Source organism: Arthrobacter sp. P1_H7, assembly GCF_056405215.1.
Genome location: NZ_JBFUCO010000002.1, coordinates 90,067 through 101,897 on the forward strand (window position 1 = coordinate 90,067; position 11,831 = coordinate 101,897).

10 protein-coding genes and 1 tRNA gene are annotated in these 11,831 nt (G+C 68.0%); all 11 read left to right on the forward strand.

Annotated elements, in window-relative coordinates:
• Positions 1-26: 26 nt before the first annotated feature.
• The 11 genes from AC1DXI_RS01195 (at position 27) to AC1DXI_RS01245 (ending at position 11,780) form a co-directional block, all read left to right on the forward strand.
• Positions 27-1,193 carry an adenosine deaminase gene (locus AC1DXI_RS01195; RefSeq protein WP_476937107.1) on the forward strand — a complete coding sequence of 389 codons (1,167 nt, stop codon included), beginning with the start codon at positions 27-29 and terminating at the stop codon, positions 1,191-1,193.
• Positions 1,194-1,269: 76 nt separating this feature from the next.
• The gene (locus AC1DXI_RS01200; RefSeq protein ID WP_476937359.1) at positions 1,270-1,875 is read left to right on the forward strand and encodes a MazG nucleotide pyrophosphohydrolase domain-containing protein; all 606 of its coding nucleotides are present in this window, start codon (positions 1,270-1,272) and stop codon (positions 1,873-1,875) included.
• A 191-nt stretch (positions 1,876-2,066) separates the two neighbouring features.
• A complete protein-coding gene (gene eno / locus AC1DXI_RS01205; RefSeq protein WP_018774732.1) occupies positions 2,067-3,347 on the forward strand; it encodes a phosphopyruvate hydratase in 1,281 nt (426 codons plus the stop codon).
• An 86-nt stretch (positions 3,348-3,433) separates the two neighbouring features.
• Positions 3,434-4,189: an FtsB family cell division protein gene (locus tag AC1DXI_RS01210; protein ID WP_476937108.1), complete on the forward strand. Its 756-nt coding sequence runs from the start codon at positions 3,434-3,436 to the stop codon at positions 4,187-4,189.
• Between the two features lie 207 nt (positions 4,190-4,396).
• A complete protein-coding gene (locus tag AC1DXI_RS01215) occupies positions 4,397-5,047 on the forward strand; it encodes a DUF501 domain-containing protein (RefSeq protein WP_476937360.1) in 651 nt (216 codons plus the stop codon).
• Between the two features lie 83 nt (positions 5,048-5,130).
• Entirely contained in the window at positions 5,131-6,042 is a 912-nt protein-coding gene (locus AC1DXI_RS01220; RefSeq protein ID WP_476937109.1) for a Ppx/GppA phosphatase family protein, read from the forward strand.
• A gap of 65 nt (positions 6,043-6,107) precedes the next feature.
• Positions 6,108-7,529, forward strand: a complete 1,422-nt coding sequence (locus AC1DXI_RS01225; RefSeq protein ID WP_476937110.1) for a S8 family serine peptidase — start codon at positions 6,108-6,110, stop codon at positions 7,527-7,529.
• 38 nt (positions 7,530-7,567) lie between these two features.
• A complete protein-coding gene (locus AC1DXI_RS01230; RefSeq protein ID WP_476937111.1) occupies positions 7,568-9,055 on the forward strand; it encodes an NAD(P)/FAD-dependent oxidoreductase in 1,488 nt (495 codons plus the stop codon).
• A 61-nt stretch (positions 9,056-9,116) separates the two neighbouring features.
• A complete protein-coding gene (locus AC1DXI_RS01235; RefSeq protein WP_476937112.1) occupies positions 9,117-10,043 on the forward strand; it encodes an N-acetyltransferase in 927 nt (308 codons plus the stop codon).
• Between the two features lie 32 nt (positions 10,044-10,075).
• Positions 10,076-10,149: transfer RNA gene (locus tag AC1DXI_RS01240), tRNA-Leu, on the forward strand.
• A 281-nt stretch (positions 10,150-10,430) separates the two neighbouring features.
• A complete protein-coding gene (locus tag AC1DXI_RS01245) occupies positions 10,431-11,780 on the forward strand; it encodes an ABC transporter substrate-binding protein (protein ID WP_476937113.1) in 1,350 nt (449 codons plus the stop codon).
• Positions 11,781-11,831 lie beyond the last annotated feature (51 nt).

Here is an 11,831-nt window from a genome sequence, read left to right on the forward strand (position 1 = left end):
GCGCGCTCCGACCCTATGGTTGGAACGTGACTGAGACTATTCCTGACGCTGCCCCTGACCTCGACTTCGACCTGAAGGGCCTTCCCAAGGTTTCCCTTCACGACCACCTGGACGGCGGACTCCGCCCGGCCACCATCATTGAACTTGCTGAGGCTGTCGGCCATACGCTGCCGTCTACGGACCCCGTCGCGCTGGGGGAGTGGTTCCGCGAGTCCGCTGACTCCGGCTCCCTGGTCCGCTACCTCGAGACCTTCGACCACACCATCGCCGTGATGCAGACCAAGGAGGGCCTGTTCCGCGTCGCGAAGGAATTCGTCGAAGACCTGGCCGACGACGGCGTCGTGTACGGCGAAGTGCGCTGGGCGCCCGAACAGCACCTGCAGAAGGGCCTGAGCCTGGACGACGTGGTCGAAGCCGTGCAGGCGGGCCTCGAAGCCGGCGTGGACGCCGTGGCCGAGACCGGCCGCGATATCCAGGTGGGCCAGCTCATCACCGCCATGCGCCACGCCGACCGCGGCCAGGAGATCGCCGAACTGGCGGTCCGCCACCGCAACAACGGCGCCGTCGGCTTCGACATCGCCGGCGCCGAGGACGGCTTCCTGCCGTCCCGTTTCAAGGACGCCTTCACCTACCTGGCGCAGCACAACTTCCCGGCCACCGTCCACGCCGGCGAAGCCGCCGGCCTGGAAAGCATCCAGTCGGCACTCGTCGACGGCCGGGCCCTGCGGCTGGGCCACGGCGTCCGGATCGCCGAGGACGTCACGATCGAATTCGAAGAAGACGAAGACGCCGCCGACGCCGAAGGCTTCGACGACTCCGCCAACGACACCATCGGCATGGTGACCCTCGGCGAGCTCGCCAGCTGGGTCCGCGACCGTGGCATCGCACTGGAGATCTGCCCCTCCTCCAACCTGCAGACCGGCGCCATTGCCGGGTTCGGTGAGGGCATTGAAAGCCACCCGCTGGACATGCTCTACCAGCTCGGCTTCAACGTCACCATCAACACCGACAACCGGCTCATGAGCGGCGTGACACTGACCGACGAGTTCGAACTCCTGGTCGAGACGTTCGACTACGACCTCGATGACCTGCTGGAGCTGACGCTGAACGCGGCCGAGGCCGCCTTCCTGCCGCTCGAGGAGAAGGAAGCGCTGGTCGAATACATCAACGAGGCCTACGCCGATCTTGGCTAACGAGGACACAACACCCGTCCAGGGGGTGGGGGAGCTGCTGGGGACGATTGCGGCCCTGCGCGAGCATTGCCCCTGGATGGGTGCCCTCACCCACGAGTCCCTCGTGGAGTACCTCCTGGAGGAGGCCTACGAGGTCGCCGAGACCATCGAGACCGGCGCCGGCGACAAGGAACTGCAGTCTGAACTGGGGGACGTCCTCTTACAGGTGGTTCTCCACGCCCGGCTCGCCGAGGAACGCGGCGCCTTTGACTTGGGCGACGTCGCCCGCGGCCTGAGGGCCAAGATGATCCGGCGCAACCCGCACGTTTTCCGGCCCGACGGCTCGCTGCAGGATTCCTTCCCGGCGACGGTGGAGGAGATCGTCCTGAAATGGGATGCCGTCAAGAAAGCCGAGAACCCCGAACGCGGCCACGTCTTCGACGGCGTTCCCGCCTCCCTTGGCGCCCTCGCCCGGGCCCAAAAGCTCCTGGACCGCGCCGAGCGCGCGGGCATGGCGGCGGCCGCTGGCCAAACTGCAGCCGAAACCGCCGTCGACCTCCCGGCCGCCGAGGAGGAACTCGGCGACCTGCTGTTCGGGATCGTGGCCGCTGCCCGGGCCGGCGGGCTCGACGCCGAACGCGCCCTCCGCGGCGCCCTGCGCCGTTTCCAGGACAGTGCCGGCCCCACGCGATCGGCACAATAGCGCCGGCAGACTAGAGTCGGCACGATGGCGGCGGCATCATGACGTCCGGGGATTGGATAGGTTTCCGTAACTTATCCCGCTCTCGACTACGCTAGTAGCGACGACGACGTCGGCTTTTTCCAGCCTGATGTACAGCCAGAGTCCAAGCAGTCAGATTCCCTGCAGATCGCTTCACCCAAAGGAGCATATCCATGGCGCTTATCGATGCCATCCACGCCCGCGAAATCCTCGATTCCCGTGGCAACCCGACCGTAGAAGTTGAAGTCCTGCTCTCGGACGGCCAGATCGGCCGCGCAGCAGTTCCCTCCGGCGCTTCCACCGGCGAGCACGAGGCCGTTGAACTTCGCGACGGCGACAAGGGCCGCTACCTCGGCAAGGGCGTCCAGAAGGCCGTCGACGCGGTCATCGACCAGATCGCCCCGGCCCTGACCGGCTTCGACGCGACCGACCAGCGCAGCATCGACCAGGCCATGATCGACCTGGACGGCACCCCCAACAAGGGCAAGCTCGGCGCCAACGCCATCCTGGGCGTGTCCCTGGCCGTGGCCAACGCCGCCGCCGCCTCCGCTGACCTGCCGCTGTACAAGTACCTGGGCGGGCCCAACGCGCACGTCCTGCCCGTGCCGCTGATGAACATCCTCAACGGCGGCTCGCACGCCGACTCCGACGTGGACATCCAGGAATTCATGATCGTCCCGATCGGCGCCGAGACCTTCTCCGAAGGCCTGCGCTGGGGCGTCGAGGTCTACCACAACCTCAAGTCCGTCCTGCAGGCCAAGGGCCTGTCCACCGGACTGGGTGACGAGGGCGGCTTCGCGCCGAACCTGCCGTCCAACCGTGCCGCCCTGGACCTGATCCAGGAAGCCATCAAGAACGCCGGCTACACCCCGGGCAAGGACATCGCCCTGGCCCTGGACGTCGCCTCCTCCGAGTTCTTCAAGGACGGCGCGTACCAGTTCGAAGGCAAGGCTCTTTCCGCCACCGAGATGAGCGCCTACTACGCCGAGCTCGTGGCCGACTACCCGCTCGTTTCCATCGAGGACCCGCTGGATGAGAACGACTGGGAAGGCTGGAAGACCCTCACCGACACCATCGGCGACAAGGTCCAGCTCGTGGGCGATGACCTCTTCGTCACGAACCCGGCCATCCTGCAGCGCGGCATCGACACCAAGACCGCGAACTCGCTGCTCGTCAAGGTCAACCAGATCGGTTCCCTGACCGAGACCCTGGACGCCGTGTCGCTGGCCCAGCGTGCCGGCTACACCACCATCACCTCGCACCGCTCCGGCGAAACCGAGGACACCACCATTGCTGACATCTCCGTTGCCACCAACGCGGGACAGATCAAGACCGGTGCCCCGGCACGCTCCGAGCGCGTGGCCAAGTACAACCAGCTGCTGCGCATCGAAGAGGAACTCGACGACGCCGCACGCTACGCCGGCCGCAGCGCCTTCCCGCGTTTCAAAGGCTAGTTAGCCGCGAAACCCGGTAACCGGTGGCTATGGTTGAAAGACCATGGCCACCGGTTCTTTTTTTGGTCCGCTTTTGAAGGAGTGACATGGCGACCCGACGCCCCAATGTTCCCCGGGCTACGCCTGCCGCCAAGCCTGCGGCCGCAGGTCCGGAGGCAGCAGCCGACGGCGGCGAGGTCATCCAGGCGGACTTTGGCGGCTCCCGCAGCGGCGCGGCAGCGACGCCGGCCGGCGCTGCGCCTGCCTCGCCCCGGGCGTCGGCCCCCACAGGCAAGCCGGCCCCGAGCGGTTCCGGCGCCGCATCTCCGGCCAAACCCCGTCCCGCGGCAGCCCCGGCAGGAGCACCGGCAAAGCCCGCGGCCCTCCCCGCCGCCGGGAAGGCCGACGGGAAGGCCGGCGGCAAGATCCCGAACCGGACCGCCGCAGGGGGTCCGGACGAGTCCCTCGACCCCGTGCCCGCCAAAGCGTTCTCGGGCCGGCTGCTTGCCCTGGGCGTGGTCATGATTGCCATCACCATCCTGCTGGCCCCCACGGTCAAGATCTTCCTGGACAAACGCGCCGAAATCGCCGCCCTGCAGGCCGACATCGCGGCCAAGCAGACCAAGCAGGAGGACCTCAAACGCCAGGTGTCGCGGTGGCAGGATCCCAACTATGTGAAACAGCAGGCCCGCGACCGCATTAACATGGTTATGCCCGGAGAGACGGGCTACTGGGTATTCGGCAGCGATCTTCCTGCCGCGCAGTCCGGTGGCGCCGCGGGTGCAGCATCAGCACAAGACCCGGCCAACCTGCCCTGGGTGGACGCCCTCTGGGAGTCCATCAGGCGATCGGCAACAGACTAGAAGCGGCGCCCGCCGCAGGGATTGTCCCGCGGACAATCCGGAACAGGGCAGGAAGGTGCCACTCCCGTGGACGAGAACCGAGTGGACCAGAACCGAGCAGCAGAGAACAACGACGGGGCCAAGACGTCGGCGCCACGGCACAGGGCGGACGAGCCGGAGGGCTCCCGCCAGCCGTCGCCACACGACCTCGAGGTCCTCAGCCGCCAGCTGGGCAGGCCCGTGCGCGACGTCGTCGAAATCCCGGCCCGCTGCGTCTGCGGAAACCCGCTCGTCGCCGCCACCTCGCCGCGGCTCAGCAACGGGACGCCGTTCCCCACTACGTTTTACCTCACCCACCCGGTGATCACGTCGGCGGTATCGCGGCTGGAGGCCGCCGGGCTGATGAACGAAATGAACGACCGGCTCGCTGCCGACGCCGGCCTCGCGGCCCGGTACCGGTCCGCCCACGAGGCATATCTGGCCTCCCGAGCCGAGATCGGCGCGCGCTCCGGCATCGGGGCCGTTCCCGAAATCGACGGCGTCTCCGCCGGCGGAATGCCGACCCGCGTCAAATGCCTGCACGTCCTCGTGGGGCATTCGCTGGCCGCCGGCCCGGGCGTGAACCCGCTCGGGGATGAGACGATCGCGGCCATCGCCGAATGGTGGACCGTGGAGCGCTGTTACTGCGACGGCGCCTGGGACACCGGCGGGGAGGCCCCGTCCCGGGACCTCAGCCGCCACGGACCCCAGGGCCTGCCGGAGATCATGGGCCGGCCCGCACCGGTCCGCAAGTCCCGCGGCGACGCCGCCGGCGCCGCTGACACGGCCGCCGGCGCCGCTGACACGGCCGCCACCGCCGGCACGGGGGAGTCCCAGTGACCCGGGTCGCGGCCGTAGACTGCGGCACCAACTCGATCCGCCTACTCATCGCAGATGTGAACACAGCAGATGTGGACACAGCTGTGAGCGCAGATGCGGGCGCACGCGGCGCAACAGGGCAGGCCACGCCGCGGCTGACCGACATCGTGCGGGAAATGCGCGTGGTCCGGCTGGGCCAGGGCGTGGACTCCACCGGCGAACTGGCCCGGGAAGCGCTTGAGCGCACCTTCGCCGCGACCCGGGACTATGCTGCCCTGATCCGCGAGCACGGCGCCGAAAAGGTGCGCTTCGTGGCCACCTCCGCCACCCGCGATGCCCGCAACCGCCAGGTCTTCGTCGACGGCATCCGCGACATCCTCGGCGTCGAACCCGAGGTGATCACCGGCGACGAGGAAGCCGCACTGTCCTTCGCCGGCGCCAGCAGTGTCCTGCCCTCCCGCGGGGAGGAGCCCGTGCTGGTGGTGGACCTCGGCGGCGGAAGCACGGAGTTCGTGCTGGGCAACGCCGACGGCGTCATCGCCGCCCGCTCGGTCGACGTCGGCTGCGTCCGGATGACCGAACGGCACCTGCGCAGCGATCCGCCCACTGCGGAACAGATTGCCGCAGCAGAGGCCGACGTCGACGCCGCCATCAGCGAGGCGGCACAGACCGTTCCGCTGGAACGCACCACCGCCGTCGTCGGCGTGGCCGGCTCCGTCACCACCATCACGGCGCATGCGCTGCGCCTGCCGGAGTACTCGCCGGCCGCGATCCATGGCACCGAACTGGACCTGGACGCGGTCCGGAAAGCTTGCACCGAGCTGCTCGAAATGACCCGGGAGGAACGGGCCGCGCTGCCGTACATGCACCCCGGGCGGGTGGACGTGATCGGCGCCGGTGGCCTCGTTTGGCGGCGGGTCCTGCAGCGCGTGGCCGAGGCCACCGGCGGGCGCATCACCACGGCCGTGAGCAGTGAACACGATATTCTTGACGGAATTGCCCTCAGCATCCGATGATCCCGCCCCAGCAGTTGTGCCCAGCGCGCGACCGTGCCGCTGGTGCATCCGCCGATAGGACCTGAATGACCAGAGCAACAGCCCGGCGCCGCCGGACCGCCTCCGCGTTGATGGCCTTGGCCCTCGCCGGCGGGGCCTCCACGGCGGCGCTGACCCTGGCCGCGCCCGCCTACGCCGACTCCTGGCGGGACAAGGAATACTGGCTCGCCGAATCCGGCATCACCAAAGCCTGGGACGTTTCCAAGGGGGCGGGCGTCAAGGTCGCCGTAATTGACAGCGGCGTGGACGGCCGGCATCCGGATTTGGGCGGCGTGCTCGCCGGCGGCGCGGACATTTCCGGCGCCGGAAAGGCCAACGGCCAGGGGAGTATCGGCGCCAAACCCGAACACGGCACCCTCGTGGCCACCATGCTCGCCGGGCGGGGGCATCAGCCGCCCGAAGCGACGGCCAAACCGAGTGCCAGCGCAACTGGCTCTCCCGTCGGCCCGGCCGTAGGCCCTGACGGGGTCGTCGGCGTCGCCCCGGAAGCCCAGCTGCTGTCCGTCTCCACCTGGCTCGGTTCCGCCAACCCGGGCGGCAAAAGCGACCAGGACCAGATCCCGGAGGCAGTGCGGTGGGCCGTCGACAACGGCGCCCGCGTCATCAACATCTCCCTCGGCAGCACGTCGCCGGAATGGCCGCAGACCTGGGACGCGGCATTCCTCTACGCCGAACAGAAGGACGTCGTGATCGTCGCCGCCGCGGGCAACCGGGTGGGCGGCAACGTCCAGGTCGGCGCCCCGGCCACGATCCCCGGTGTCCTGACCGTTGCAGGCCTGGACCGCACGGGCGCGGCCAGCATCGACTCCTCCTCGCAGGGCATCAGCATCGGCGTCGCAGCTCCCGCCGAGGACCTGGTCGGGGGCGTGCCCGGCGGCGGCTACGCCGACTGGGCAGGCACCTCCGGAGCTACGCCGATCGTTTCCGGCGTCGCGGCCCTGATTCGCTCCAAATGGCCCGAGATGTCCGCGAGCCAGGTCATCAACCGGATCGTCACCACGGCCAAGGACGCCGGTGCGCCAGGGAAGGATCCGCTCTATGGCTTCGGCGTGCTGAATGCCGAGGCCGCACTCAAGGCCGACGTCCCGGAGACCAAAGTCAACCCGCTGGGATCCATTTCGGACTGGATCCGGGTCCACCGGCGCGGAAACCTCGCCACGACCGCACCTGCTACGGAGCCCGCGCCCTCCAGCGCAGCGCCCACCCTGCCCGAAGCGACCGTGCCCGTCGCGGAAAAGCCGTCCCAGCTCGACAGCGCCGTGCCGGCCGCGGTGGTCCTGGGCTTTGGTTCCCTGCTCGTGGGAATCATTGTGGCCGCCGCCTTCCAGCTGCGGGCCGCCATGCGCACGCCGCCAAAGGACGGGCCGGACGGGCCGGACGGACCGGAGGGGCCAGGCAGGGCCGAGCCCGAAGCCGTCAATCCGGTGGACTCCAGCAGGCCGTCATAGTTAGTGAAGGTTTTCACAAACTACTGTATTCTTGAGGTATGGCATCCTCCCTTCAGCTCCAGGACCGTCCCCGGGTACTCGTCGTCGGCGGCGGGTACGTCGGCCTGTACGTAGCCCTCAAACTTCAGAAAAAGATCGCGAATGCAGGTGGCATCGTCACCCTCGTGGATCCGCTGCCCTACATGACCTACCAGCCCTTCCTGCCGGAAGTTGCCGGCGGCAACATTGAGGCGCGCCACGCAGTCGTCTCGCACCGCCAGCACCTGAAGCAGACGGAACTCATCCAGGGCCGCGTCACCTCGATCGACCACGCCAACCGCACGGCAGTGGTCGCACCCTCCGATGGTGGCGACACCTTCGAGATTCCCTACTTCGACGTCGTGATGGCCGCTGGCGCCATCACCCGCACGTTCCCGATCAAGGGCCTCGCGGACAAGGGCATCGGCCTGAAGACCATCGAAGAGGCCGTCGCCCTGCGCAACAAGGTTCTCGAGCGGATCGAGACCGGTTCCCTCATGACGGACCCCGTTGAGCGCGCCCGCGCCCTGACGTTCGTCGTCGTCGGCGGCGGCTTCGCCGGCATCGAGTGCATCACCGAAATGGAAGACCTCGCCCGCGCCGCAGTCAAGAACAACCCGCGCGTCAAGCAGGAGGAAGTCCGCTTCGTCCTGGTCGAGGCGATGGGCCGCATCATGCCCGAGGTCACGGCACCGCAGGCCGAATGGGTCGTCGAACACCTCCGCAGCCGCGGCATCGAGGTCCTGCTGAACACCTCCCTGGACAACGCCGAGGGTTCTCTGAAGCTCATCAACCTCCCGGACAAGAGCCCGGCCCAGGAATTCGAGACCGACACCCTGGTCTGGACTGCCGGTGTGCAGGCCAACCCGATGGTCCGCTCCACCGACTTCCCGCTCGAGCCGCGCGGCCGCGTCCGCGTCCTGGCCGACCTGCGCATCGCAGGCGACGAGGGCATCATCGAGAACGCCTGGGCCGCCGGCGACGTCGCTGCCGTCCCCGACCTCACGGGCAGCGGCCTGCCGGACGGCACCTGCGTGCCGAACGCACAGCACGCGCTGCGCCAGGCCAAGCGCCTGGCCAAGAACCTGTGGGCCTCCCGCTGGGACAAGCCGCTCAAGGACTACAAGCACAAGAACCTGGGCGCCGTCGCCGGCTTCGGCGAATGGAAGGGCGTGGCGAACATCAACCTGGTTGGCCGCATCGGCCTCAAGGGCCCGCTGGCCTGGCTGGCACACCGTGGCTACCACGGCATGGCCATCCCCACCGTGGAGCGCAAGATCCGCGTCATCTCCGGCTGGATCTGGGCATTCTTCCTGGGCCGCGACACCACGCAGCTGATGGACCTGGACAACCCGCGCGGCGCCTTCGTGGCCGCGGCGACGCCGGCCCCGAAGCCTGCCGCTGCTCCTGTTGCAGGCACACCTGCGGAAACTGCGAAGAACGACGCTGCGAAGAACGACACTGCCAAGAACAACACCAAGGAAGCTGTTCCGGCCGACTCCAAGTAGCCTGATCCGAGCCTTCGACGGCGGCCGTTCCCCTCAGGGGGAGCGGCCGCCTGAAAAGGACTTGCACGCCCTCCTGGCCACCATGCACCCTGAACTGCGCGAGGGCGAATACGTCTACGCCCTGTGGCCGCACGGCAAGCCCCTGGCCGGGGCAATCTCGGCGGCCGTCCGTGAGGCGGAAGGGCTGACCGTCGTGCTGCCGCGGAAGGAAGCGGACAGCCTGGGGCTCTCCTACGATTTCGTCGCGGCCTGGATCACGCTTCAGGTGCACTCTTCGCTGGAGGCGATCGGCCTGACGGCAGCCGTCAGTGGCGCCCTGACCGAGGCGAAGATCAGCTGCAACGTCCTGGCCGGCTTCCACCATGACCACCTGCTGGTGCCGGTGGCGGATGCCGAACGGGCCCTGGAGGTACTGCACGAACTCGTCGCGGCCAACGGGGAGCACAAGCCGGCACCGGAGCTCGTGCTGCGCGGCGAGGAACCAGCGGACCGTCCCGCCATCCTCGCCCTCACCGCCGCCGCGTTTGCCATCTCGCCCGCCACCGGGGAGCACGTCGACGGCGAACCCGAGGAGGTGAAGCTGCTGGCCCGGTTGTTCGAGTGCCAGGAATACCTGCCGGCGTTCAGCATCGTTGCGGAACTCGACGGCGAAATCGTGGGGCATGTGATCAGCACCCGCGGATGGGTGGGCGAGCTGGAGTTGCTCGGGCTCGGCCCGATCGGGGTGGTGCCGCGGCTGCAGCGCCACGGCATCGGCACCGCGCTCATGAACGAGACCGTGGCGCGGGCCAACACCGCGGGGGAGCGGGGGATTGCGCTGCTGGGCAGCCCCGAGTATTACTCCCGCTTCGGCTTTGTGCCGTCCACGTCGCTCGGAGTGGCGCCCCCGGAGGCGGGCTGGGCCGCGCACTTCCAGCTGCTGCCGCTCGCCGTCTGGCCCGGCGGCGTGAGCGGCACCTTCCGCTACGCAGACCCTTTCGCGGGCTGATCCGCCCGGCGACGGGATACCATTGACCGGGCGCCCCAGTAGCCCAATTGGCAGAGGCAGCGGACTTAAAATCCGCGTGTTGTGGGTTCGAGTCCCACCTGGGGCACTGTGTTACGCGCCGCCCTCGGCGACCCCTGGCCCGGCCCACGGACTGGCCGAGCGGACTGGCCCCCGGCGACCCCTGGCCCTCCGGCCGTTCCGGGCCGTCGCTCCCGCCAAAAACATCCACAGCAACCGTCCAGATTTCCTCTATGCAACGAGTGTTATAAGGATGTGACCGTAGTCACTTATTTTCACGTCGAAATTGCACTAGCTTGAAGTGGAATCAGGAACACCTGATCTTTCGCGTCAAAGGCCGTTCGCACCTTTAGATCGAGGAGCTTGTACATGACTTCACTCCCCCGGGTTGCGCCCCGCGTCGCTAAGCTCACAGTGCTTAGCGTCGGCGTCGCCCTTCTGGCTACGGCTTGTGGCGGTTCACCCGCCCCGAGTTCGTCGGGATCCAGCTCAGCCGCGGCCGCGGGAATCGCGTGCCCGGCACCCAGCGCCACCGGTGGCGGTACCAGCGCCGCCGGCGAAGCGGGCACTGTCCCCGCCTCGGCCACCACTACCCCCACACCCCTGAAGATCGGCTCGCTCCTGCCGACGACGGGTTCGCTGGCCTTCCTCGGCCCGCCCGAAATTGCAGGTGTCAACCTCGGCATCAAGGAGGTCAACGATGCAGGCGGCGTCCTGGGCAAGCCGGTAGAGGTCATCCACCGCGACTCCGGCGACACCAAGACCGACATCGCCACCCAGTCCACCACGGCACTGCTCGGACAGGGCGTCAGCGCAATCGTCGGCGCAGCCTCCTCGGGTGTCTCCAAGACCGTCATCAACCAGATCACCGGTGCCGGCGTCGTCCAGTTCTCCCCGGCCAACACCTCCCCGGACTTCACGGCGTGGGATGACAAGGGCCTCTACTGGCGCACCGCCCCCTCGGACGTGCTCCAGGGCAAGGTCCTCGGCAACTACATGGCCACCTGTGGCGCCCAGACGGTCGGCATGATCGTCCTGAACGACGCATATGGAACCGGCCTTGCAAAGAACGTCCAGTCCGCTTTCGAGGCGGCCGGCGGCAAGGTTGTTGCCCAGGAGCTCTTCAATGAAGGCGATTCCCAGTTCAGCAGCCAGGTGGACAAGGTTCTCGCCGCCAAGCCGGATGCGATTGCCCTGATCACCTTCGACCAGGCCAAGAGCATCGTCCCGCTGATGACGGGCAAGGGCGTCAAGCCCACCCAGATCTTCATGGTGGACGGCAACATGTCCGACTACAGCAAGGACTTCCAGGCGGGCACCCTGAAGGGCGCACAGGGCACCATCCCGGGTACCTTCGCCAAGGAGGACTTCAAGAAGAAGCTCCTGGCGATCGACCCGGCGCTGAAGGACTACAGCTACTCCGGTGAGTCCTACGACGCCGTGAACCTGATCGCACTCGCTGCCGAGGCCGCCAAGAGCACCAAGGGCACCGACATCGCAGCCCAGCTCAAGGCAGTCTCTGAAGGCGGGGATAAGTGCAACACGTTCCCGACCTGCGTCACCCTGCTCCGCAACGGTAAGGACATCGACTACGACGGCCAGTCCGGCCCCGTGACGTTCTCCGACGCCGGCGACCCGACGGAAGCCTACATCGGCATCTACGAGTTCCAGGATGACAACACCTACAAGCCGGTCAAGGAAGAATTCGGCAAGCTGTAAGCCGCTTCCCACCGACACACAAGAGACCCCCGTCCAGTCCGGACGGGGGTC